26 protein-coding genes are annotated in these 23,076 nt (G+C 67.4%); 13 read left to right on the top strand and 13 right to left on the bottom strand.

Annotated features, from left to right (window positions below; genetic code table 11):
* Positions 1-8: 8 nt before the first annotated feature.
* Entirely contained in the window at positions 9-347 is a 339-nt protein-coding gene (locus ABFO07_RS22775) for a winged helix-turn-helix transcriptional regulator (RefSeq protein ID WP_347469605.1), read from the bottom strand.
* Between the two features lie 89 nt (positions 348-436).
* On the opposite strand from ABFO07_RS22775, the gene ABFO07_RS22770 reads away from it, so the two are divergent.
* The 3 genes from ABFO07_RS22770 (at position 437) to ABFO07_RS22760 (ending at position 2,281) form a co-directional block, all read left to right on the top strand.
* Entirely contained in the window at positions 437-766 is a 330-nt protein-coding gene (locus ABFO07_RS22770) for a nuclear transport factor 2 family protein (RefSeq protein WP_347469604.1), read from the top strand.
* Positions 763-1,542 carry an SDR family oxidoreductase gene (locus ABFO07_RS22765; RefSeq protein ID WP_347469603.1) on the top strand — a complete coding sequence of 260 codons (780 nt, stop codon included), beginning with the start codon at positions 763-765 and terminating at the stop codon, positions 1,540-1,542. The genes ABFO07_RS22770 and ABFO07_RS22765 overlap by 4 nt, the downstream gene beginning before the upstream one ends.
* 340 nt (positions 1,543-1,882) lie before the next feature.
* On the top strand, positions 1,883-2,281 hold the full coding sequence (locus ABFO07_RS22760) for a DUF488 domain-containing protein (protein WP_059566710.1): 399 nt from the start codon (positions 1,883-1,885) through the stop codon (positions 2,279-2,281).
* Between the two features lie 25 nt (positions 2,282-2,306).
* Here the strand turns inward: ABFO07_RS22760 and ABFO07_RS22755 are convergent, their stop codons facing one another.
* Both ABFO07_RS22755 and ABFO07_RS22750 read right to left on the bottom strand, forming a co-directional pair.
* On the bottom strand, positions 2,307-2,693 hold the full coding sequence (locus ABFO07_RS22755) for a hypothetical protein (RefSeq protein WP_059566711.1): 387 nt from the start codon (positions 2,691-2,693) through the stop codon (positions 2,307-2,309).
* Positions 2,694-2,802: 109 nt separating this feature from the next.
* Complete coding sequence (locus tag ABFO07_RS22750; RefSeq protein ID WP_347469602.1) at positions 2,803-4,005, bottom strand: RNA-guided endonuclease InsQ/TnpB family protein; 1,203 nt, start codon at positions 4,003-4,005, stop codon at positions 2,803-2,805.
* A gap of 245 nt (positions 4,006-4,250) precedes the next feature.
* Here ABFO07_RS22750 and ABFO07_RS22745 point away from each other — a divergent pair, with 245 nt between their 5' ends.
* The 3 genes from ABFO07_RS22745 (at position 4,251) to ABFO07_RS22735 (ending at position 5,348) form a co-directional block, all read left to right on the top strand.
* Positions 4,251-4,526: a DUF1488 domain-containing protein gene (locus ABFO07_RS22745; RefSeq protein ID WP_059566712.1), complete on the top strand. Its 276-nt coding sequence runs from the start codon at positions 4,251-4,253 to the stop codon at positions 4,524-4,526.
* Between the two features lie 41 nt (positions 4,527-4,567).
* Positions 4,568-4,807, top strand: coding sequence for a hypothetical protein (locus tag ABFO07_RS22740; RefSeq protein WP_059880942.1), 240 nt, complete (start codon positions 4,568-4,570; stop codon positions 4,805-4,807).
* Between the two features lie 187 nt (positions 4,808-4,994).
* Entirely contained in the window at positions 4,995-5,348 is a 354-nt protein-coding gene (locus tag ABFO07_RS22735) for a hypothetical protein (protein ID WP_059807711.1), read from the top strand.
* A 38-nt stretch (positions 5,349-5,386) separates the two neighbouring features.
* On the opposite strand, the gene ABFO07_RS22730 is transcribed toward ABFO07_RS22735, so the two are convergent.
* The 3 genes from ABFO07_RS22730 to lhpI all read right to left on the bottom strand — a co-directional run bounded on the left by ABFO07_RS22730 (position 5,387) and on the right by lhpI (position 7,669).
* Positions 5,387-6,175 (bottom strand): helix-turn-helix domain-containing protein, encoded by a 789-nt coding sequence (locus ABFO07_RS22730; protein ID WP_059566767.1) that lies wholly within the window; start codon positions 6,173-6,175, stop codon positions 5,387-5,389.
* A gap of 17 nt (positions 6,176-6,192) precedes the next feature.
* Positions 6,193-6,600 (bottom strand): response regulator transcription factor, encoded by a 408-nt coding sequence (locus ABFO07_RS22725; RefSeq protein ID WP_059566715.1) that lies wholly within the window; start codon positions 6,598-6,600, stop codon positions 6,193-6,195.
* A 133-nt stretch (positions 6,601-6,733) separates the two neighbouring features.
* Positions 6,734-7,669 carry a bifunctional Delta(1)-pyrroline-2-carboxylate/Delta(1)-piperideine-2-carboxylate reductase gene (lhpI, locus tag ABFO07_RS22720; RefSeq protein ID WP_059994168.1) on the bottom strand — a complete coding sequence of 312 codons (936 nt, stop codon included), beginning with the start codon at positions 7,667-7,669 and terminating at the stop codon, positions 6,734-6,736.
* A gap of 277 nt (positions 7,670-7,946) precedes the next feature.
* Between lhpI and ABFO07_RS22715 the strand changes: the two genes are divergently transcribed.
* From ABFO07_RS22715 to ABFO07_RS22690, 6 genes are all read left to right on the top strand, one after another.
* Positions 7,947-8,684, top strand: coding sequence for a FadR/GntR family transcriptional regulator (locus ABFO07_RS22715; RefSeq protein ID WP_059961434.1), 738 nt, complete (start codon positions 7,947-7,949; stop codon positions 8,682-8,684).
* Between the two features lie 122 nt (positions 8,685-8,806).
* A complete protein-coding gene (locus ABFO07_RS22710; RefSeq protein ID WP_059881022.1) occupies positions 8,807-9,928 on the top strand; it encodes a branched-chain amino acid ABC transporter substrate-binding protein in 1,122 nt (373 codons plus the stop codon).
* 76 nt (positions 9,929-10,004) lie between these two features.
* On the top strand, positions 10,005-11,012 hold the full coding sequence (gene lhpH / locus ABFO07_RS22705) for a trans-3-hydroxy-L-proline dehydratase (protein ID WP_060018163.1): 1,008 nt from the start codon (positions 10,005-10,007) through the stop codon (positions 11,010-11,012).
* A 260-nt stretch (positions 11,013-11,272) separates the two neighbouring features.
* The gene (locus tag ABFO07_RS22700; protein ID WP_347469601.1) at positions 11,273-13,810 is read left to right on the top strand and encodes a penicillin-binding protein 1A; all 2,538 of its coding nucleotides are present in this window, start codon (positions 11,273-11,275) and stop codon (positions 13,808-13,810) included.
* Positions 13,811-13,887: 77 nt separating this feature from the next.
* Positions 13,888-14,748 (top strand): PilZ domain-containing protein, encoded by an 861-nt coding sequence (locus ABFO07_RS22695; RefSeq protein ID WP_060018165.1) that lies wholly within the window; start codon positions 13,888-13,890, stop codon positions 14,746-14,748.
* Positions 14,749-14,951: 203 nt separating this feature from the next.
* Positions 14,952-15,281: a DUF4148 domain-containing protein gene (locus tag ABFO07_RS22690; RefSeq protein ID WP_347469600.1), complete on the top strand. Its 330-nt coding sequence runs from the start codon at positions 14,952-14,954 to the stop codon at positions 15,279-15,281.
* Positions 15,282-16,053: 772 nt separating this feature from the next.
* Here ABFO07_RS22690 and ABFO07_RS22685 read toward each other — a convergent pair.
* The 5 genes from ABFO07_RS22685 to ABFO07_RS22665 form a co-directional block, all read right to left on the bottom strand.
* Entirely contained in the window at positions 16,054-16,320 is a 267-nt protein-coding gene (locus ABFO07_RS22685) for a hypothetical protein (RefSeq protein ID WP_124631038.1), read from the bottom strand.
* 96 nt (positions 16,321-16,416) lie between these two features.
* Positions 16,417-16,671, bottom strand: coding sequence for a hypothetical protein (locus ABFO07_RS22680; RefSeq protein WP_347469599.1), 255 nt, complete (start codon positions 16,669-16,671; stop codon positions 16,417-16,419).
* Between the two features lie 187 nt (positions 16,672-16,858).
* Positions 16,859-17,692, bottom strand: a complete 834-nt coding sequence (locus ABFO07_RS22675; protein ID WP_375782252.1) for a DMT family transporter — start codon at positions 17,690-17,692, stop codon at positions 16,859-16,861.
* A gap of 85 nt (positions 17,693-17,777) precedes the next feature.
* Positions 17,778-18,578 (bottom strand): DUF2182 domain-containing protein, encoded by an 801-nt coding sequence (locus tag ABFO07_RS22670; RefSeq protein ID WP_059910965.1) that lies wholly within the window; start codon positions 18,576-18,578, stop codon positions 17,778-17,780.
* A gap of 57 nt (positions 18,579-18,635) precedes the next feature.
* Positions 18,636-19,238, bottom strand: a complete 603-nt coding sequence (locus tag ABFO07_RS22665) for a DUF1326 domain-containing protein (protein ID WP_059566771.1) — start codon at positions 19,236-19,238, stop codon at positions 18,636-18,638.
* 399 nt (positions 19,239-19,637) lie between these two features.
* On the opposite strand from ABFO07_RS22665, the gene ABFO07_RS22660 reads away from it, so the two are divergent.
* Positions 19,638-20,039, top strand: a complete 402-nt coding sequence (locus ABFO07_RS22660; protein WP_059566723.1) for a lysozyme inhibitor LprI family protein — start codon at positions 19,638-19,640, stop codon at positions 20,037-20,039.
* A gap of 42 nt (positions 20,040-20,081) precedes the next feature.
* Here ABFO07_RS22660 and ABFO07_RS22655 read toward each other — a convergent pair whose 3' ends face one another.
* Positions 20,082-20,729, bottom strand: coding sequence for a response regulator (locus tag ABFO07_RS22655; RefSeq protein ID WP_017329510.1), 648 nt, complete (start codon positions 20,727-20,729; stop codon positions 20,082-20,084).
* Positions 20,726-22,852 carry a PAS domain-containing sensor histidine kinase gene (locus ABFO07_RS22650; RefSeq protein WP_347469598.1) on the bottom strand — a complete coding sequence of 709 codons (2,127 nt, stop codon included), beginning with the start codon at positions 22,850-22,852 and terminating at the stop codon, positions 20,726-20,728. Before ABFO07_RS22650 ends, ABFO07_RS22655 begins: the two co-directional genes overlap by 4 nt.
* Positions 22,853-23,076 lie beyond the last annotated feature (224 nt).

Here is a 23,076-nt window from a genome sequence, read left to right as displayed (position 1 = left end):
GGCGCGGCCTACGGAAAGTCTTCACGGCGCTCCGCCCATGCCAGGATCGCATCCAGTGCCGGGCACAACGCCTGGCCCCAATCGGTCAGGCGGTAGTCCACCTTCGGCGACACCTGGTGGTAGGCCGTGCGCGTTACGAGGCCGTCCGCTTCGAGGCGGCGCAGCTGCTGGGCAAGCATCTTCTGCGTGATGCCGGGGATCAGCCTCTCGAGGTCCGAAAAGCGCCTCACTTGCCCACCGAACAGGTGGAACAGGATCACCAGTTTCCAGCGGCCTTCCAGCAGCTTGAATGCGGCTTCGACGTCGATTGCGGCAGTCGCGGGGGTGGTGTTTTTTCGGTTAGCCAAGGGGTGCTTACTTCTTTGTGCGTTCTTGCGATGCGGTAACTGTAGCGCCATGATTGGGGCATGCAAACCTTCACGTGAGGTGAACCCCGATGAACATGAAGCTGCCTCCGCCGCTGGATGCCTATCTGCTCGCGGAAACCGTCACCGACACCGCCCCTCTATCGGACTGCTTTACCGCCGATGCCGTCGTGCGGGACGAAGGCCGCACGATCAAGGGGCTGGACGCCATCCAGGCCTGGAAGAAAGACGGTAAAACCAGGTACCAGTACAGCATTGAGCCGCTGGACGTATCGCAGGACGGCGCCACCGTGACGATGCGTGCACGGCTCACGGGCGCCTTCCCGGGTAGCCCGGTCGAGCTGACCTATACGTTCGTCCTGGCCGGCGGCAGGATTGCGTCGCTGGAGATTCGCCCATGAGCTCCGCACCCGAACTTCTGGGGCTTCGGGCGCTCGTGACGGGCGGAACCAAAGGCGTCGGCAAAGCCGTTGTCGCACGCCTTTGCGAGGCAGGTGCGAACGTCCTGACGACCGCGCGTTCCCGTCCCGATGAGCTTGCCGAAGAACGGTTCATCGGGGCGGACATTACGACGGCCGAGGGCTGTAAAGCCATTGTCGACGCCGTGCTCGAGCGATTGGGTGGCGTTGATATAGTCGTGCACGTCGTGGGCGGCTCATCTGCGCCGGCCGGTGGCTTCAGCGTGCTGGATGACGATGAATGGAACAAGGCACTGAGCCTGAACCTATTCCCGGCAGTGCGCATCGATCGCGCGCTGTTGCCCTCGATGGTCGAGCAGCGTTCGGGCGTCATCATCCATGTCACGTCGATCCAGCGGCAATTGCCGTTGCCGGAGGCGACGATTGCCTATGCCGCCGCCAAGGCTGCCCTGTCAAACTACAGCAAAGCCTTGTCCAAGGAGGTCAGTCCGAAGGGCGTTCGCGTCGTGCGTGTCTCCCCGGGCTGGGTCGAGACCGATGCCGCCGCAGGTCTCGTTGCCGAGATCGCCCGACAAGGCGGTATCGACACGGAAGGCGCCCGCAAGATCACCATGGATTCGCTCGGTGGCATTCCTCTCGGCCGACCATGCTCGCCTCGGGAGGTTGCGGAGCTCATCGGCTTCCTCGTCTCCGCGCGGGCCAGCGCAATCACCGGCACTGAATACGTCATCGACGGAGGAACTGTTCCGACTGCTTGATCTGAGCCACTCGCCCGGCCGCGCCGTGCCGAACCGGTTTGCCAACGGACCGGCAGCCCCGACCAAGCCTCTTCCGCGAGACAGGGCTTCTGTTTGCGACCGCCGCAACGGTCGACGATCCAAAGGGTGCAGCATCATTGACGACCGTTTCTTCTTGGTCCGGGAGCGGGCGGTCGCAAATCTACTTTGAGCGACTCAAACTGGCCGAACCCCGACGGTCATAAGCCTCGATGAACATTATTGTGCGGCACGTGATCCCGCCCCGAACACCTGTCGCTCCCATGCGCGCAGCGGTACGATGCGCGCATGGCAATCCTGGAATCGAAGACACAGAACAAGCATGACCATCCGAATCGTCCAACTGGGATCCCCGCGCGCATCTGGCGAAGGCGTACGAATCGGCACGGTGCGGCGCCCGCCGCGCGGCGTGCCGAAGGCCGAGTTCGCGTCACGCGACTATTACGACGTCTGGCTGCCGACGTTGTCACCGACGCCTGAACTCGTCACCCAGGCGCAGGCCGCCGAGACCGACGTCGACTGGCGCGCATTCGCCCGCAAGTTCCGCGCGGAGATGAATCACGGCGACGCGGCGAAGGTGCTCGACGTGCTGGCCGCGCTGTCGGCGACTTCGCACTTCTCGATCGGCTGTTATTGCGAGAACGAGCAGCGCTGCCACCGCAGCATTCTGCGCGAGCTTCTCGCCGAGCGGGGCGCGGCGATCGAGCCGGACGCACGCTGAAGCGCGTGGGGGAGGCCGGCCACACTCACACCGGCTCACCACGCGCCGCCCACGGCGGCAACTCGGCCCAGCCAAGCGGCCCGTAAACTGTCCCGCCCGCCGCTTCCACTGTCTCGACGAATTCCCGCAACGTCGCACCACCCATCACGCGCAGCGTATTGCCGTCGAGAAAATTCTCACTGCGCAGCCACGGCGCGGCGCCGCGATTGATCTGCTCGACGCTGCACGCGCACGCGTGGCGGCCCGCTTCCGGCGGCAGCAGCAGCGGCGCGTCGAACGCGACCTTGAGCACCTGCGTGCGGGAATCGCTGTACGGCGGCTGCGCCGCGTCCTGATACGGCACCTCCGCCCAGCGCTCGCCGCATTGCTCGTCGAGCGGCAGGCACGTAAAGTAAGCCCGCGGCGCGCACATGAAGCAAAGCCGGTAGAGGTCGCGCGCACCGTCCAGATTCGCATTGACATCCGTCCCTGCCCGAACGCAGGGAATTCCTACTGCTCCTAAAGCGATGATGATGCTCGCTTCAGATCGCCTCGGCGGGTTCCTGCTTCACGGAGGGGCCTGACTGCACCGGCTCTCCACAGGCTGCAACGCGGTGTCCCCGCGCCAAAACATTGATCGCGCCGACCACGTCGGCGTTTTCCTCGAAACCGCATTCGATACAGGCGAACCGCGCCTGCGTAAGCCGGTTCTCCGCGCTCACGCAACCGCACGCCGGACACGTCCGGCTCGTGTTCGCGGATGGCACCGCAATAAGCCAGCCGCCGTTCCATGCCAGCTTGTAGTCCAGTTGGCGACGGAACTCGGACCAGCCCTGATCGAGGATGGCTTTGTTCAGGCCTGACTTGGCCCGAACATTCTTACCAGGATTCTCGGCGTTGCCCGCTGCCGATCTGGACATGTTCCGCACCTGCAAATCCTCGATACACACCATCGCGTGGTTGTTGCTGATCGTGGTCGTGGCCTTGTGCAGGTAATCGCGGCGGGCGTTACCGATGCGGGAATGGATACGCTGGATGCGGGCTTTCGCCTTCTTCCAGTTGCTGCTGAATTTCATCTTGCGGCTCATGGCCCGTTGCGCACGGCACAACCGAGCTTCGTGCTGCTTGAAGCTGTTGAGCGGCGCGAGGAACGTGCCGTCGCTCATCGTTGCGAAGCGCGCTACGCCGACATCGATGCCAACTGCGCGGGTGGCTTGCGGCACCGGCGGATCTACCTCGCGTTGTGTCTGGATCGAGACGAACCACTTTCCGGCACTCCGGGATACCGTGGCATTGCGCAACTCGCCCAGGACGCCTCGGCTGTTGCGGTAGCGCAGCCAGCCGAGTTTGGGCAGAAAGATTCGGCTGTTACCTTGATCCAGCTTGATCTGCTTCCGGTCGGGGTAGCGGAAGCGGTCGCTCTTGCCCTTCTTCTTGAGGCGCGGGAATGCTGCACGCTTGCCGAAGAAATTCTCGTAGGCCCGCTCCAAGTCCTTGAGTGCGTGCTGCAACGGGTGAACGGGCGAATCCTTGAGCCACGGCGTCTCCGATCCATTTCGCCACGCAGTGAGGTGCTTTGCCATCGCCACGTAGTTGATGAACTTGCCGCCCGCGTCGTAATTTTCCTTCTGCAATGCCAGCGCCTTGTTGTAGACGAACCGGCACGATCCGGCGACGCGGCGCATATCGCGCTGCTGCTCGCCAGTTGGCATCAGTTCGAACTTGAAGGCCTGGAGTCGTTGCATTCGGACATAGTACTCGTGGCCTATAAGCACATGTCAAGACTCGCGTCCCGTGCGGCTTAATGCGCCCGCTGCAATGATCCCGGCTCCCGGCCCGAGCATGCCGACCTACACTTCCTTTGACAGCCACGCGGCCGCGGCGTTGAGCGCCGCCGCCGCGGGCGACTCGCTTGACGTGGGTCAAGCGCGCGGCGGCCCGCGCCTCTATGCTCACGTCATGGACACGTCGAAACGGTGACGGGCTGGCGATGCAGATTCATTTCCCGCCAGATCCGCCGGAGTATTGCGGGCGGGATCTGGTCGTCGCGTTTTCCGCGATCGTCGATGGCGATTGCGTGCAGTGCGCCATCACGGCCGAGGCGCTGGAGGATCATTTCGGCGCAGCGTCGCTGCTCGAGCGTGACCTGATCGGCGCGTTCGACGCGCATCGCACGGCGATCGAGCGCGAGGCGCGCAGAATGCTCGAGGAGATCGGCGGGCGGCCGGTGCTGCTGCACAGCGGGCATTTCCGGTCCGCCGGATGAGGCGGCAGGCAGGACGCGGCCGGATGGCTGCAGGAGGAGGCATGGCACTGTCGGGCAATATCCGGGAACACGACTGGACCGTCGAGGTCGAGACGCGGCCGGACGACGCGGGCGGGTTCCGCTGCCGGGTGCGCGTCGAGCACGGCGAAGGCGCCGGCCGGTTCCACCATGAATTCGAGCACGGGCAGGCGTATCCGACCGAGCGCGAGGCGGTGCTGGCGGGCCTGCGGGCCGGCATGACGTGGATCGAGCTGAAGCGCTCGCAGGTGTTCAGCGTGTAGGAACGGAACGAATGCCGCACGCGGGGGCGTGCGGGGAACGCGCGGCAGGATCAGCGCACGAAGCCGGTCGGACTGCGGCCGGCGAGCACAGGCCACGCAGTCGCAGATGAATCTTTGCCGCGCCGCAGCAATGCGGCCGGCGCATACAAGGTGGTCGGCACGAGGCGGCGCCGTCAGGAGAAACAATATGGGCGTGAGCATGCAGATCGCCTACTTCGGATTCGCGGGTTCGGCCGCGTTGGAAGCGGAAGCGGGCGCGCAACTGGTGCGCCTCGACCGGTTCCGATCGCTGATCAGCGGCTGCCACCTGGCGATCGAGGCGCGCCCGGGCGGCGCGGGGCCGCGCGCATACGACGTGCGGCTCGACCTGATTACCCATGGCAACGAGTTGCGGCCGATTCCGCACTGCGTCGGCGAGGACGCGAGCGAGGCGGTGCGCACGGCGTTCGCGCAAGCCGAACGCGCGCTGCTCGCATGGCAGGTCGGGCAGGGAGCGGGAAAGCCCGGCGCGCTCGCGCAGGGCTCGCATGGGGTGCGCTGAGCGGCGCGCACGAGGGCCGGTGGGCGGGCCCGGCCGCGTCAGACGCGCGCGAGCGCCTCGGCGTCGATGATGCGCACGCGCTTGCCGTGCGTCTCGACGAGCGCGTCGCGATGGAAGCGGGAGAACATCCGGCTGACGGTCTCGAGCTTCATCCCGAGATAGCAGCCGATTTCCTCGCGCGTCATCCGCAAATTGAACTCGGACGCCGAATAGCCGCGCGCCTGGAAGCGCGACGACAGGTTCAGCAGGAAATGCGCGACGCGCTGTTCGGCGGACATCGTGCCGAGCAGCAGCATCTGGCTCGATTCGCGGACGATCTCGCTGCTCAGCATCTGGTACAGGAAATGCTGCATCGGCTTCATTTCGCGGCAGGCCGCCTCGAGCTGGCCGAACGGGATGATGCACACGACGCTGTCCTCGAGCGCGATCGCGTCGCAGCAGTGCTGGCCGCCGCCGATGCCGTCCATGCCGAGCGTCTCGCCGGCGATCTGGAAGCCGGTCACCTGCTCGCGGCCGTCGCGATGCACCATCACCGTCTTGAACGACCCCGCGCGCACCGCGTAGATGCTCTGGAACGGATCGTCGGTGCGGAACAGCGCGTCGCCCTGGCGCACGTGGCGGGTCGTGCAGATGATCGCGTCGAGCCGGCCGTATTCGGCCGCGGTCAGGTGCGGCGGCAGGCACAGGGATCGCATCGCGCAGACCGAGCAGCGCGCGGAGGGATGTTTCGGGGCGTCGGCGCGGGCGATCGCGTGGAGCGTCACGGGCCGCGGCGCGACGGGCGCGAAGGGCTCGGCGGCGGCTGCGCTAACGGATGCTGGGGACATGATGCACTCCGGCACGTTCAGGAAGGGTGCGCGTGACGCGAGCGCACCAGCGATTCGATCACGTGGCATGCGGCGTCGAATTCGGCGGTCTTGTCGAAGAAGTAGTCCGCCCCGGCCGTCGCGCATGCCTCTCTGAATGCCGGCGCGGAATGATTCGTCAGCACGATGGTGACGACGCGCGGCGCGGCCTTCGACAGCATCCCGATCAGGTCGAGGCCACTGCCGTCCGCGAGCCGCAGGTCGACGATCACGACATCCGCCTGGCACCGGCGGATGTGCGACCACGCGCCGTGTCCGTCTTCCGCTTCGCCGACGACGTCGACGCCGCGGATCGCGCCGACGAGCAGCGCGATCCGGCGCCGCACGGCAGCGGCATGATCGACGAGAAATACCCTGAGTGCGGCGGGTGACAGGCTGGCATTCATGTAAACCAGTATCCTGTTGCGCCGCTCAAATTGAAATCGGCCGAATTGGAAGTTTGCGTAGGCCGGTTCGTCGCGGTGTAGGGTTTTTCCTACACCGCGTGACGTCGTGCGCCGCCGCGCGGCGGCGGCCGGGTCACCCGTTTGCGCGTGCGGCGAGCGCGTCGCGCGCGGTGCGGCACGCGGCGAGATCCCACGCGGCGCAGCCGACGCTCTTGAACAGCAGCGGCCCGCGGCGCTCGAACGTGCCGCGCAGCACGTCGGCGAGCGACGCGACGTCGCGCCAGTCGACCTGCGCGAGGATCAGGTCGCCCGCCTCGTGGCGCGCGCCGGCCGGATCGTCGACCACGAGCCGGCTGTTGCGCACGGTGCCCGCGTCGATTTCCGCGGCATCGGCCGTGAACGCGCCGACGCCCACCACCAGCCGGCCTTCGCGCGCGGGTTCGCGGTAGACGGGCGTGCGGCTCGTCGTCAGCGTGACGACGACGTCGATCGCGTCGGGAATCCGTTCGCCGTCGAGCGGCGCAAGCTGCGGCGCCTGCGCGCGATGGGCCGCGCAGAATTCGGCGGCGCTCGCGGCGGTGGTGCCGCGCACGTGCAGCCGCGCGCCGGGGAAGACCGCCGCGAACGCTTCCGCATGATTGGCCGCCTGCTTGCCGGTGCCGATCAGCAGGATCTCGCGCGGCGCGTCGCCGTGCAGCGCCTGGATGCCGAGCGCGGTGATCGCGGCGGTGCGCCGACCGGTGACGGTCGGGCCGTCGAGCACGAAGCGCATTTCGCCCGTCACCGCGTCGCATGCGATCACCTGCCCGAGGATCGTCGGCAGCCCGCGCGCGCCGTTGCCGGGGCACACGTTCACCAGCTTGTGGATCGCGAGATCGTGCGCGCTCGACGGCATCGACAGCATCACGCCGCCCGCCTGCAGCGGCACGACGAGCCGCTCGGGGCTGACGATGCCGCCGGCCGCGTATTCGACGACGGTTTGCCGCAGCGTGGCGAGCAGCGCCGGATAGTCGAGCAGCGCGGCCGTCGCGGCCGCATCGAAAACGGGAGTCTGGGCAAGGGTGGTCATCGTGTGCGTCGTTTCGTCGGTGAGCATGGAAGGTGGATGCGTCGCGCGCCCGCTACGGGGACTGTCGAATAGTGCGACACAGCCAGTCTGGATCAAATTTATACCAATTGGCGGCGGCACGGCAACCCACAAAATCATGCAACCCGGTGATTTTGGTTCTAATATCAGTCCAAACGGGCCGCTGCGGTACGCAAACCGGCCAGCCGGCCGCGCCGCTCCGGTATAGTGCGAACCCATTCCGATCCACGCCCCCCCACGATCCGGCAGGAGCATCACGATGTCGTCCGCGCGTCTCGAATCAGTCGAAAGCGGTTTCAGGCCGCTGCAAATCTACGAGCAGGTGGCGGAGCGGGTCCGCGAGGAGATCCGCGCGGGCCGCTACGCGCCCGATTCCCGCCTGCCGTCGGAGCGCGAACTCGCGGCGCTGTTCCAGGTCGGCCGCCCGGCCGTGCGCGAGGCGCTGGGCGCGCTGCAGAACGAGGGGCTGGTGTTCACGAAGCGCAACTCGGGCACCTACGTGGTGTCGGCCCCGCTCGACGTGCTGACGCAGCGCGGCCACGCGCCCGCCGCGGCCGAGGCCGATTTCAGCCCGACCTCGACGCTCGACGTGCGGCTCATTCTGGAGCCTGCGATCGCACGCCGCGCGGCCGAGCACGGCCGGCCGGACCCGATCGCCGAAGGCTATCTGTCGCAGATGGAAACGATCACCGACATCGACGATCCGCACCAGCGCGCGCTGTGGAACGAGAGCGACCGGCTGTTCCACCGCCAGCTCGCGCTGATGACGGGCGATGCGCTGATCGTGAAGATCGCCGACGAGGTCGCGAAGACGATGGACCAGCCGCTGTGGAAGCGCCTGAAGGACGACGGGATCTACGACGCGGGCCGGATCCGGCTCTACGTGTCCGAGCACCGGCTGATCTACGAGGCGATCGTCTCCGGCGACGCCGACGCGGCCGCGTTCTACGTCGAACAGCATATCCGCCGTGTGCGGCGCGACATCGCGCCGAAGTGATCGGCAGGTGTTCGCTCTGGTCTGATTTTTGACCAGAATGCGGAAATCTATTTTGAAAGTGCTTGCGTAGTGACCACTTGTGTCCTACATTGGTTTGACAAAAACCAATCTGGAGACACATGATGCGTCAACTCTTCACCGTGCTCGCCGTGGCCGCCGCCACCGGCGCGCTGGCTTCCGCGCACGCGCAGGAAGTCGTCACGATCGGCCATTCGGCGCCGCTGACCGGCCCGCAGGCCGCAAACGGCAAGGACAACGAGAACGGCGTGCGGCTCGCGGTCGACGAGCTCAACAAGCAGGGCCTGAAGGTCGCCGGCAAGACCGTCACGTTCAAACTGGTTTCCGAGGACGACCAGGCCGACCCGAAAGCCGGCGTGCAGGTCGCGCAGAACCTCGTCGACAAGGGCGTCGTGGCGGTGCTCGGGCCGTACAACTCCGGCGTCGCGATTCCCGCGTCGCGCGTGTACAGCACCGCGGGCGTGCCGATCCTGCCGGTCGCGTCGAACCCGGCGCTGACGAAGCAGGGCTTCAAGAACATCTTCCGGATCGGCGCGAGCGACGAGCAGCTCGGCGGCACGATGGCCGTGTTCGCCGCGAAGACGCTCCACGCGAAGACCGCCGCGATCATCGACGATCGCACCGCATACGGCCAGGGCGTGGCCGAGCAGTTCGCGAACGTCGCGAAGGCGAACGGCATCAAGATTGTCGACCAGGAATTCACGAATTCGTCGGCCACCGATTTCCTCGGCATTCTCACCAAGATCAAGGCCGCCAACCCGGACGTGATCTTCTTCGGCGGCTACGCGGCGCAGGGCGCGCCGATGGCCAAGCAGATGAAGCAGCGCGGCCTGCGCGCGAAGCTGCTCGGCGGCGACGGCATCTGCTCGGCCGACATGGGCAAGGTGGCGGGCGAGGCCGCGTCGATCGTCTATTGCGCGCAGGGCGGCGTCGCGCTCGAGAAGACGCCCGCCGGGCGCGAGTTCCTGAAGAAGTATCACGACACCTATCACATCGACACGCAGGTGTACGGCGTGAACTACTACGACGGCGTGAAGCTGCTCGCCGACGCGATGGTCAAGGCCGGCACGACGACCGACAAGGCGAAGCTCACCGCGCAGCTCGCGAAATCGAACTACAAGGGCGTCGCGGGCACCTATTCGTTCGATGCGAACGGCGACCTGAAGGGCGCGCCGACCACCGTCTACGTGATCCGCAACGGCCTGCCGGCGCCTTACGGCGATTGACCGGCACGGCCCCGCCGGCCCGTTTGGGCGCGCGTCCCACGACGCGCGCCATCGAATTCCCCTCCCTGAATCCAAGATGAAACTGACCCGATCCCTGTCCACCGTCGAAGTCCACACCGGCGGCGAAGCGTTCCGCATCGTCACGAGCGGGCTGCCGCGCCTGCCGGGCGACACGATCGTCCAGCGCCGCGCCTGGCTGAAGGCGCACGCCGACGAAATCCGCCGCGCGCTGATGTTCGAGCCGCGCGGCCACGCCGACATGTACGGCGGCTACCTGACCGAGCCGGTGTCGCCGCAGGCCGATTTCGGCGTGATCTTCCTGCACAACGAGGGCTACAGCGACCATTGCGGGCACGGCGTGATCGCGCTGGCGACCGCCGCGGTCGAGCTCGGCTGGGTGCAGCGCACCGAGCCGGAAACGCGGGTCGGCATCGACGCGCCGTGCGGCTTCATCGAGGCGTTCGTCAAGTGGGACGGCGAGCATGCGGGGCCGGTGCGCTTCGTCAACGTGCCGTCGTTCATCTGGCGGCGCGACGTGTCGGTCGAGACGCCGTCGTTCGGCACCGTGACGGGCGACATCGCGTACGGCGGCGCATTCTATTTCTATGTCGACGGCGCGCCGTTCGACCTGCCGGTGCGCGAAGCGGCGGTCGAGCAGCTGATCCGCTTCGGCGCGGAAGTGAAGGCGGCGGCGAATGCCGCGTACCCGGTCGTGCATCCCGAGATTCCGGAGATCAACCATATCTACGGCACGATCATCGCGAACGCGCCGCGCCATCCGGGCTCGACGCAGGCGAACTGCTGCGTGTTCGCCGACCGCGAGGTCGACCGCTCGCCCACCGGCTCCGGCACCGGCGGCCGGGTCGCGCAGCTTTACCAGCGCGGATTGCTCGCGGCCGGCGACACGCTCGTCAACGAATCGATCGTCGGCACGATCTTCAAGGGGCGGGTGCTGCGCGAGACGACGGTCGGCGGCCTGCCGGCCGTGATTCCGGAGGTGGAGGGCCGCGCGTACATCTGCGGCTTCGCGAACTGGATCATCGACGAGCGCGACCCGCAAACCTACGGTTTCCTCGTGCGCTGAGCGCAGCGGCGCCGAAAGCGGCCCGCGACCCTGCCGTGCGTTCGCCTGGCGGACAGTCCGTTCGACAGCCGATCACACGTTGAACCGCTTGCAGTACCAGGCTTGGCGCGCGTTCCCGGTTCCCGGGCGCGCGCCTTTTTTGCACGCATCGCCGGCGCGTGCACCGGGGGCGCCGGGGGCCAACCCGCCGGAAGGCCGCGCAAGTTTTGGTACGATGCTGCCTTTCCAGCAGATCCCCCATCCGCGTGAATCGCCGAAACGTGTCGTCAGTGCGTGACCTCTGTGCCAAATGGATCGCGCGCGCCCAACCCGTCGCGGCCGCCGCCGCCGCGCCGGTCAAGCGTCTTCTCGCCGTCGCATGGTTCCGCCTGCGTCATCCGACGCGCCGCGGCGTCGTGCTCGCCGTCGCCGCCGTGCCGGCGCTGTTCCTGTTGTACGTGCTCGCGCTTGTCCCGTTCACGCCGGGCATCGGCGACATCCGCAAGGCGCGCGTCGACCAGCCCGCGCAGGTGCTGTCGGCCGACGGCAAGCTGCTCGCGGAATTCAAGCCGTCGAACCGCGAATGGGTTGCGCTCAAGCAGATCTCGCCGCACATGATCGATGCACTGATCGCGACCGAGGATCACCGCTTCTACGAACATCACGGCCTCGACTGGCGGCGCACGGCGGGGGCCGCGCTGCATACGTTCTCGGGCAGCCGGCAGGGCGGCTCGACGATCACGCAGCAGCTCGCGCGCAACCTGTACCCGGACGAGATCGGCCGTGCGCCGACGCTCACGCGCAAGCTGAAGGAGGCGATCACCGCGCTGAAGATCGAGGCGGTCTACAGCAAGCCGCAGATTCTCGAGACCTACCTGAACACGGTGCCGTTCCTGTACAACGCGTACGGCGTCGAGATGGCCGCGCGCACTTACTTCGACAAGTCGGCCGACGAGCTCGACGTGCTCGACAGCGCGACGCTGGTCGGGATGCTGAAGGGCAACAGCTACTACAACCCGGTGCTGAACCCCGAGCGCGCGCTGCAGCGGCGCAATACGGTGCTTGGCCAGATGGTGAAGTACGGCAAGCTCACGCCGGCCCAGTTCGAACAGCTCAAGCGCCGGCCGCTGCGGGTCGACTTCGAGCGCCAGAAGGAGCCGCCGGGCCCCGCGCCGCATTTCGCGCAGCAGTTGCGCAAGTGGCTGATCGCGTGGGCCGACCGCAACGACTACAACATCTACTCCGATGGTCTGATCGTGCGCACGACGATCGACGCGCGCCTGCAGGCGATGGCGACGCAGGCGCTGAAGCAGCAGGCGAACGCGCTGCAGGGCATCGCGAACGGCGCGTGGAGCGGCCGCGACGGCTGCGGGACCGACAACGAAGTGTTCCGCACGTTCATGCGCGAGGCGCCGGAATACAAGGCGATGCAGGACGCCGGCAAGGGCGACGCCGCCGCGATGAAGGCGCTCGCCGCCGACCGCGGCTTCATGCGCGCGCTGTGCAAGACGAAGACCGACGTGCAGGCGGGCTTTCTGGCGATCGACCCGCGCAACGGGCAGATCCGCGCGTGGGTCGGCAGCCGCGATTTCACGAGCGAGCCGTTCGACCACGTCGTGCAGGCGCGCCGACAGCCGGGTTCGACGTTCAAGCCGTTCGTCTACGGCGCGGCTTTCGCGAGCGGGATGACGCCCGACGACACGTTCATCGACCAGCAGGTGGAGATCGCGCTGAAGGGCGGCGAGATCTGGCGGCCGAACGACGACGCGCCGCCGACCGGCAAGCCGATGACGCTGCGCGACGCGATCGCGCTGTCGCGCAACCGGATCACCGCGCAGGTGATGGACAAGCTCGGGCCGGCCAAGGTCGCGCGGCTTGCGTATTCGATGGGCGTGCGCGACAGCACGCTCGAACGCGTGCCGTCGCTCGCGCTCGGCACGAGCCCGGTCACGCTGAAGGAAATGGTGGCGTCGTACGCGACGATCGCCAACGGCGGTCTGTACGTCGAACCGCAGATGGTCACGCGCATCGAGACCCGCGACGGCGAGGTGCTCGCCGAGTTCGCGCCGGCACCGCCCGAGCGCGCGCTCGACGCCGAGGTCGACAAGACGCTCGTCGACGTGATGCGCGACGTCGTCGATCGCGGTACGGGCACGAGCATCCGCACGCGCTTCGGGATTCGCGGCGACGTCGCGGGCAAGACCGGCACCACGCAGGACAACGCGGACGGCTGGTTCATCCTGATGCAGCCGAACCTCGTCGCGGGCGCGTGGGTCGGCTTCGACGACGGCCGCGTGACGCTGCGCAGTGATTACTGGGGACAGGGCGCGCACAGCGCGCTGCCGATCGTCGGCGACGTGTTCCAGCGGGCGCTGCGGGCGCGGCTGATCGACGGCAAGGCGAAGTTCGACACCGAGCCGTCGCCGGGCTGGTTCGCGTCGATGCAGGAACGGGTGACCGGCCTGTTCGGCAGCTGGTTCAAGACCGAGACGAAAACGCCGCCCACGGCGAAGATCCGGCGCGCGCCGGAGCCGGAGGAAGAGGAGGCGAGCGCCGCGTCGGCGGCGTCCGCGCCGGAAGCCGCGTCGGGCGGCGTCGTCGAGGAATGGGTGCCGGCGTCCGAGGTGGCTGCATCGGCGGCGGCGCTGGCGGCGAGCGCGGGCAGCGCGCCGCAGCCGCCGTCGAACGGTGCGGGCAATGCGACGCCGCCCGCCGGCTCGCCGCCTGTCGCAACCCCGTCGCCCGCCGCGCCTGCGTCGCCGTCCGCGCCGGAGCCGGCCGACACGCAACCGCCGACCGGCGCCAGCAGCGTGTACTGATCCGCGCGTTCAGGTTTTGCGCGGGGCTGCCGTAATACCGCCAATACGACAGCCCCGCGGCCGCGCCGCGTTCCCTGATGCGCAATTTCTACGATTACGTCGCACTCGAGCGCGACGATTTCGCGGCCGGCACGCCGGTCGGCTTCGATGTCTACGACATCGGCGGCGCCGCGCTGCTGCCGGCCGGCACCACGTTGCACGACCACGCGCAACATGCTTTCCTGTTCGACCATTTCCGCCCCGCGCGGCGCGGCGAAGTCGCCCGGCAGGCGCCGCCGGACGGCGTGCCCGCGGTCGCAGGCATGGGGCTGTCGATCGGCCGGGTGGTCGGCATCCGCCGGCGGGTCGGCGAAACACGGACGATGCAGCGTTGCCGGGTGATCGGCCACGGCGCGTCGCAGTCGCTGTTCGTCGAGCCGCGCCACGGGGTGGCGCTGGCGTTCGCGCGCGGCGACGACGTCGAGGTGATCGCGATCGGGCGCGCCGCGGTGTTTCGCTTCGCGGCGACCGTCGACGTGCTGCAGGCCGCGCCGTCGCCGTACATGATCCTGTCGCCGCCCGGCTTCGTCGAGCGGCTGCGCGCCCGCTCGGAGCCGCGCGTGCCGGCGCGGCTCGCCGCCCGCTGCAGCAGCGGGCAGGACGGCGTTGGCAGCTTCGGCATCGTTCACGACATCAGCTTGAGCGGGCTGTCGATCGCCGCGGCCGAGACGATCGCGCCGGCGGGCGAGCCGTTGCGCATCCGGCTGCCTTACGAGGTCGGCGGCAGCGTTGCGCTGCTGGCGCTGGACGGCACGGTGCGCCACACACACGCGGACCCGGCCGCGCCGGCGCTCGTGTTGCATCACGTCGCTTATGGCGACATGGAAGCGGCCGATGTGTTGCGTTTGAAGGCCTTGCTGTTCGACCGGCTGATGGCGTCGGAGGGCGGGGCGGGCTGAGCGGGGCTGGCGGGATTCTGTATGTCAATGCGGCTAATCATCTGATTAATGCGGAAAATTCCCGTCGATTGTCCGATTCCAGTCAACAGTGAATTCGCGATTTAAGTATTTACCCTGATAGTCGAGCCTCCTAGACTTCTACTCATGCGCACCGAACCCAGAGTCCGATGCGTTTGAAAAAACAATCTCGGAGGTTCTGAATCATGAAATCGCTGATCAACGCAGTTGCACTGGCCGTCATCGTGGCCGCCCCGGTCGCTTCGTTCGCCCAATCGAACCAGCAGCCGCTGACCCGCGCGCAAGTGCGCGCCGAACTGGTCCAGCTCGAAAAAGCCGGCTACAACCCGAACGACTGGATCAACTACCCGGAAAACATCCAGGCCGCGCAGGCCAAGATCACCGCCGCGCAGAACACCGGCGCGCAGGCTGATACGACGGGTTATGGCGTGAATGCCGCCGCCGCGTCGCAAGCGGGCCAGCGGGTGGTTGTGCCGGCGGCGGGGGATGCGTCGGACGTCTACAAGGGTCATTGAGCGTCGGGTGCCGACGGCCGTTCAGGGCTGCCGGATCGCCAAGCCAGAAGGAAAAAAGCCTGCACTCATGTCGAGTGCAGGCTTTTTTGTTTTTCGTGAATTTCAGTGGTTGGCGCTTGCCGACCCGGAGCGGTCAGTGGGATGTCCCCAAAGCGGTCGTTCGGTGGCGCACAATCGTACCGCCCTAGGACCGCAGTGGACCTTGTCGCCAACGTCCAAGTTTTATTAGACGGGGTACGAAAACGTCGAGATCTGAATAAACGGCTCGAGTTGCAATCGAAATCCGTAAGGCGGCGTATGTGTCTGGTCGTATCGCCCTTCGAATACCTTGGCGGCACAGAATTCGATATATGTCCGCTCATCGTCTCGCATGACACGCGCACCTGGACAATCCAACAAGTTGAGCCGAACAAGCGGCTCTGCACCCCTTGCATTGCCAAGCAAAATCTCAACGTCGCAATTGAGTGGCCATATAGTTAGACTCAAGAAAACGGAGCCTCTCGAAACGAGATACCGGTAGGAGATCCCATACTCTTCCTCGACTGGAGAGACTTCAAGTGCTTCAAGAAAATCCAACGGTTCCCACGAGAATGTCGGCATAGAGCTTCCTGTTGTATTGCAGCCGGGCGCCTGGGGTGGGCTCAGCGCTAGCGCATCTGGTCTTCATTTGGATTTCGCTCAGTTTGGTCGATGTCGTCGATCTAGGCTGCAGCGTCGAGCGACCGCTTTTGGCTGCGGATTCAACCTCGGCAACTCGATATCGACACTCACATCAAAATACTTCGAACGAACACCAGGCGGGCACAAACTGCTCGAAGACAAAAAAGTCGTCGATGTATGTTAGCCCAAGCCGTTCCAATGACTTCGTGCACTCATCGGCCGCATCGCCGCCGAAGAACGGGCCAAGCGACAAGAGGCTATCGGATTCGTCAAAATATTCCCGAAAATTGAATTCGACCATGACCGTCGATAGGTCGACATTCTTGGCTGCTAGCGCAGCCCGCCGGACAACGATTCCGAAATCTCTCGAAACTTTCATCGATATTGACCAAACGTAAGCGGGTACTGCCGATTGTCGGCGATCTAGTCCGTATGGTCGAGTGTCTGAAACTGGCCGGACATGGCCGTTTGCCGATCAGCCAGATTGCAAGTTGGCTACGCAGTCATGGATTGCCTGCGCGAACTGTGGATTGGATAAATCGATACCGACACGCGCCAGCGAAAGCAACAATTGCTCGACGCCTTCAACGACCTCAACGATGCGCGCGTTTTCGACGGGGTCGCTATGACTAGGAAGCGACTCCGGCAAGTCGGATTCGATACTTGCGGTACCGTCCTCAACCCTAAGGTCGATTCCGAACGGCAGAAAAAACTCTCGATTTTTGTCCATATCTCCGAGCTCGACGTCTTCTGCAGCTGCATTGTCGACGAACTGGCCGCGGAGGTCGAGCGGCCGCTCCTGGCCGAAAGCCGACAGTCTGCCCCGTGTTCTCCTGTTATTCCTCGATGAAACTCCTTACGCCGAAAGCCCACGCGGGAAACCTTTCTAGAAACCCGATCGACGGCAACCGCACGGCTCATTTACGCCCATCGGGCGGGGGACTGGTCTGAAGCGTCGCCCTTCCCGCAAGCACAAGCGCAATCCCCCCAAGAATTGCCGCCGACGCGATCGCGAGCCGCCAAGTCGGCTGCTCCGCAAGAAACAGCACCGCGCCGCCCGCCGCAATCGGCGGCACCGACAACTGAACCGCGGCGGCCCGCATCGCAGTGAGGTGCTTCAACGCCGCATACCAGATCACATAACCGATACCGGACGTCAGCGCCCCGGATGCCACCGCCAGCAGCACGCCCCGCGCCGTCATATGAAAGCGCCCGGCCGCGACCACACTCAACACCAGCGCCATCGGCGCGGCACGCAGGAAGTTGCCGGCAGTGGCCGCGAGCGGATCGGCGAGCCCGCGCCCGCGCAGCGAATAAATGCCCCATGCGATGCCGGCAGCCGACATCAGCACGACGCCGGCCGGCGTCGGCGCGGACACGCCGGGCGACACGAGGTACAGCAGCCCCGCGACCGCAGCACCCATCCCGAGCCAGCCCGACGCGGCGAACCGTTCGCCGCCATACAGCCCGGCCGCGAACATCGTCAATTGAACCGCGCCGAACAGGATCAGCGCGCCGGTCGCCGCGCTCACCGTCAGGTACGCGAACGAGAAGCACGCGACATACGCGAACAGCATCGTCGCAGCCAGCCAGTCCACGCGCGGCGGCGCGCGGCGCGCGCCCGCGCGAACCACGATCGCGAGCATCAGCGCGCCCGAGACGAGGCGCACGCTGCCGAAGCTGGCCGCGTCGATCTGCGCGTCGTGCAGCGCGAGACGGCACAGCAGGGAATTCGACGCGAACGCCAGCATCGCGGCGGCCGTCAGCAGCACGGTGCGCGCGACGGGCTGGGCGTGCCTGGCCGGATCGGACGTGGCGAGCGGGCGCACCGCGGCCTCACAGATGGCCGGCGGCGATCAGCGCCGCGCCGGCGAGCAGCGCGAAGCCGAGCGGGGCGGTGAGCCGCCGCCCCCAGGCAGCATTCTTCTCGACCGCCATCGCGGCCGCGAGCGCGAGCATCCAGCCGAGGCTACCTGCGCCGACGACGAACATCAGCAGCATCAGCGCCCAGCAGCAGCCGACGCAGAACAGCCCGTGCCGGCCGCCGAGCGCGAACGCCTGGCGGTGCGGCGCGCGGCCGCGCCAGTGGCTGATCACGAAACTGAGCGGCGTGCGGCAGCGGTCGAGGCAGCGCGTCTTCAGCGCACTGAACTGGAACGCGCCGGCGAGGGCGAACACGGCCGCGCCGATCACCCAGCCGCGCCACGCGAGCGCCGGCACCTGCGCGACGCCGGCCAGCAGTAGCGCGTGCAGCGCATGCGCGAGCAGCCCGAACGCGCTCCACACCGCGACGTAGCCGGCGCCCAACAGCACGAGCAGGCGTGCGCGGTCCGGCCGGCCCGCGACGATGCGCGCGAACGCGTTGAACAGCGACAGCGTGGTCGGCAGCATCATCGCGAGAATCATCAGCGTCCATGCGGCCGCGGAGAACACGGCCGGCAGCCATACCGCGCCGCCGGGCAGCGCGCGGCACAGCGCGGCGGCCGGCCCGGACGCGGTCCAGCCGTCATGTTCGAGGTAGCGGCCGTACGGGCTGCGCGTCCACGCCCACAGCGCGGCCCACGCGAGCGCGACGAGGCTCGCGAGCACGAGCGGGAAGATGCGCAAATGCGCGCGTCGATGCGGCAGCGCGGCCATGGCCGGTTTCGTCGCCGCCGCGCGAACGCAGCCGGTTCGCGCGGCGTGCGGCGCCGTTCAGGCGTCGAACAGGAAGGTGCTCTGCAGCGCGTTGTGGTTCGTCAGGTTGACGTCGATGCCGATCGCCGCATTCTTCGAGCGATAGACCGGCGCCTTGCCGACGAACACGGGCGCGCCTGGCACGGTCGAGAACACGGTGTCGGTCAGCGTCGTCGGCGCGCCGCTCGGGCCGAGGTACGGCTCGAGTTCCGCGTGGTAGTCGGTGCCGATCTTCAGCGTGCCCTTCGCGCCGACGACGTCGAACGTGATCGGCGCGCGCTCGACCGACACGACGGTGCCGATCAGCTTCGCGAGATCGGCGATCGGCCCGCCGGCCTGGCCCGTGTAGACCTTCAGCAGCGCCTTCTCCTGCTCGTCCGATGCCGTGTCGTTGATGTAGATCGCGGCGGTCCAGTTGCCCTGCAGGATGTTGCCGGGCACGTGGCAGACGGCGGCGATCGTGCAGCCGCTGACGTCGACGCCGTCGACGGTGCCCTTGTCCATGTGCCACGAGACGATCGTGTCGCAGGTGCCGAAATCGGGATCCTCGCCGATCCAGCACGGGCACAGCACGCGGCAATTGCAGACCTCCAGCAGACGGCCTTCCAGGTGATAGCTCATTGTTGCCTCCTTCGTGGTCAGGCGAGCGCGCCGTGCGCGATGCAGCGACGGGCGGCCGGCGGGAGGTCGGGCCGCGGCGGCGATGCGATGGCGGAATGCGCTGAGGAATGCAGCGGGTGTGGGGAGCGCGGGATGGATGCGATATCGGGACCGAAGCGGCGTATCGATTTTCCAGTGTAGGCGGGCAAGGGCGATATTCAAGCGTGCGCGGCGCGGCGTGCGGGCAGCGGCTGACAAGCGCGCGGGCGTGCGCTAGCATCGCCGTCGATGTCGCCGCGCCAGGGCGGCCGACGCGCACGCAAGCGCACCGGCCCGGCGCGCGGCGCCGTGCTCCGAGGCACGGCAGGGCGGCCGTCCCGGCATCGGGTTCCACACATCAACGAACAACAAGGAGCATCCATGCGTGTCTTGACCGGTTTGCTGCTGTCGCTGGCGATGGCAGCGAACGCCCATGCGCAGGCGAACTGCGCGAATGCGCCCGACCAGGCGGCGATGAGCGCGTGCGCCGATCGCGCATACAAGAAATCCGACGCGGAACTGAACCGCGCCTACCAGGCCGTCACCACGCGCGTGCGGGACAACCGTCCGCTTGCGGACAAGCTCGTGTCGGCGCAGCGTGCGTGGGTTGCATACCGCGATGCCGAATGCGGCTTCTCGAGCGCGGGCGCGGAGGGCGGCAGCGTCTATCCGATGGTGGTGTCGATGTGCCTCGACGATCTGACGAAAGCGCGCACCGAGAGCCTGCAGGGCTACCTGTCGTGCGAGGAGGGCGACCTCGCGTGCCCGGTGCCGGCGAAGTGACGGGGCGATGACGGCGCGGCGGCCATGTGCCGCCTGCCGCGGCTAGACGTCGTCCGTCTCGTCGAGCAGCTTGTGCCGCATCGCGTAGCGCACCAGCGCGGCCTCGTGCGGCATCTGCATCTTTTCGAGAATCCGGGTCTTGTACGTGCTGACCGTCTTCGCGCTCACGCACAGCGCTTGCGCGATCTCGGTCAGCGTCTGCCCGGCGGCGATGCGACGGAACACGTCGAACTCGCGGTCGGACAGCCGCTGGTGCGGCAGCGTCTCGGCCGGTTCGTTCAGGCTTTGCGCGAACTGCTCGGCCATCGCGAGGCTCACGTAGACGCCGCCCGACGCGACCTTCGACACCGCGCCGACCAGCTCGGCGCTGGCGCTTTCCTTCGTCAGATAGCCGGACGCGCCCGCGCGAAACGCGCGCACCGCGTACTGCTGTTCCGCGTGCATCGTCAGCACGAGCACGCGCAGCGCCGGTTTTTCGTCCTTGATCTGCTTGATGAGCTCGACGCCGTTGCGCCCCGGCATCGACAGGTCGAGCACCAGCACCTGCGCGGGGGTCGCGCGCACGAGCGCGATCGTCGTCGGGCCGTCCCAGGCCTCGCCCGCGACCTCGAAGCCGCTGGCGTTCTGCAGAATATGCCGCAACCCGTCGCGCACGAGCGTATGGTCGTCGGCGATGAGCACCTTGATCATATGGTTGAAGTTTCCTGTTGAATCGTGGTCAGCGGAAACGCGACGGTGATCGAGAAGCCGCGCGCGAGGGCGGTGTCGATCGTCACGCTGCCGCCGAGCATGTGGGCGCGCTCGCGGATGCCGATCAGCCCGAACGACTTCTCCTCGTGCGTCGCCGTCCCGGTGACGGGCGCCGCGCCGCGGCCGTTGTCGGCGATGCGCAGCACGCAGAAGCCGCTCTCGATGTCGAGCGTCAGCGCGACCCGCGTCGCGTCGGCGTGGCGCGCGACGTTGGTCAGCGCCTCCTGGACGATGCGGAACAGCGTCGTCGCGCCCGCGTTGGTGAAGGCGAGGCCGCCGGTCTCGATGTTGCGCTCGACATTGATCCCGTAGCGGTTCGTGAAATCGTTCGCGAGCCATTCGATCGCCGGCACGAGGCCGAGATCGTCGAGCATCACCGGCCGCAGGTCGGCCGCGATGCGCCGCACCGATGCGACCGTCGCATCGATCAGCCGCCGCATGCCCTGCAGGTGGACGAGCACGTCTTCGCGCGGCTGCACCGCGTCGGGCGCGCGCAACTGGTGCTCGACGACGGACAGGTCCATCTTCAGCGCGGTGAGCTGCTGGCCGAGATCGTCGTGCAGTTCGCGCGCGATGCGCGTCTTCTCTTCCTCGCGCACGTTCTGCAGGTTCGCCGACAGTTCGCGCAGCTCCTCGCGCGATTGCTTCAGCGCGTTCTCGGCGCGCACGCGCTCGGTGATGTCGCGCAGCATTACCGTGTAGAGCTTGCCGGACGCATCGCGGATCTGCGAGATCGACGCCTCGATCGGGAATTCCTCGCCGTTGCCGCGCAGCCCGAACAGCACGCGCTGGCGGCCCATCTGCCGCTCGGACACGCCCGTCACGCCGAACTGGTCGACGTGCTTCGCGTGCGCGGCGCGGAACCGCTCCGGGATGAAGCGCGACAGCGGCGCGCCGATCGCCTCCATCGCGGATACGCCGAACACCTGTTCGGCCATCGGGTTGAAGATCACGACCGTCTGCTTCTCGTCGATCGTGATGATCGCCTCCATCGACGAGCGGATGATGCCCATCATCCGCGCCTCGTTGAGGATGCCGCTGCTGCGGGCGCCGACATCCGCGGCGGACCCCGGCCGGCCGCGCAGCAGCACGTACACGAGCGCCGCGAGCGCGAGCGACGCGAGCAGGCCCGCCGTGAGCACCGTGCCCGCCGCGCGCTGCGCGCCGGTCGCGCCGGGCCGGCCGTCCGCCGAATAATCGAGCTTCAGGGTGCTGCCGCCGAACACCAGCACGTCGGTCTGGCGCATCAGGTCGGGCGACGCGACGGCTTCCTCGGTGGAGGTTTCCGCGCTGAAGATCGGCCGCGGGTCGCCGTCGGCGCTTACGCGAAGGTCGATCCCGCGTTCCGAGTCGAGCGCGCGCTCGAGCAGCCGCTGCGGGCTGAGCGCCGCAAACAGCACGCCGTCGATCGCGGCGTCCCGCACCGTGCCCGGTTTGGCCGGCGTGGCGGGGGCCGGCTCGTCGGCGACGGGCAGGAACAGCGTGACGGTGCGCCCGTCGCGGGTGGTGTCGTCATCGGTGGAGTGGACGCCCAGCGCGGCATTGCCGGTCTGCACGGCGCGCCGCAACGACGCCGTGTCGGGCCCGCCGAAGCGTGCGACGGGCGCCGCCGACGCGGGTGCGCTCAGCGTCGCGACGGCGAGCGGCTCGGCCGTGGGGGCGCCGGCGCCCGCGAGCAGCACGCGCACCTCGGGCGACAGCGGCGCATAGCCGAGCTGCCTGACCGGCGAGCGGCCATTGTCGAGATTCAGCGCGTCGACATACTGGCGCCACTGCTCCAGCGTCATCTGCGGCGTGAGGGCGAGCGCGCCGCGCGCGCTTTCGAGCACGGCGACGCCGGCCTGCAGTTCGTGGCGCAGCATCGCCGTCACGTGCGAGGTGCGGCGCTCGAAGCGGGCGTGGATGGTGCTTTGCCATTGCTCGCGCACCAGCAGCGCGACGCACAGCGACAGCACTGCGCCGACGACGAGCGCGACAACGCCAGCCGCAAGCGGCTGGCGTAACATGGACTGATAGCGCGTGGACGGTCGGGCGTCGCGCATTGGGGTTCCGCTGGCGGTCATCTACGGGCCACTCTCTCCGAGGCCGCCCTGGCACATGGGCAGCGTGGGAATACCGGGCGCGGCCGGCACCCGATGCTTGGCGGTATCTGTTTACAAGATGAAATTGTGCGCGTTTTGCGCGTTTTTTGTAATGGGGTCAGCAGAAAAAGCTGCAAATCATCCGATGCGACGGGGCGCGGCGCATGCTTGACCCGCGTCAACGGCGACCGACGCGCGTGGGGCCA

Source organism: Burkholderia stagnalis, from assembly GCF_039848545.1.
In the GTDB taxonomy this organism is placed as follows: Bacteria; Pseudomonadota; Gammaproteobacteria; order Burkholderiales; family Burkholderiaceae; genus Burkholderia; species Burkholderia stagnalis.
Note: the sequence above shows the minus strand (reverse complement) of the source record. Positions and strands in the feature narration are given on the sequence as shown.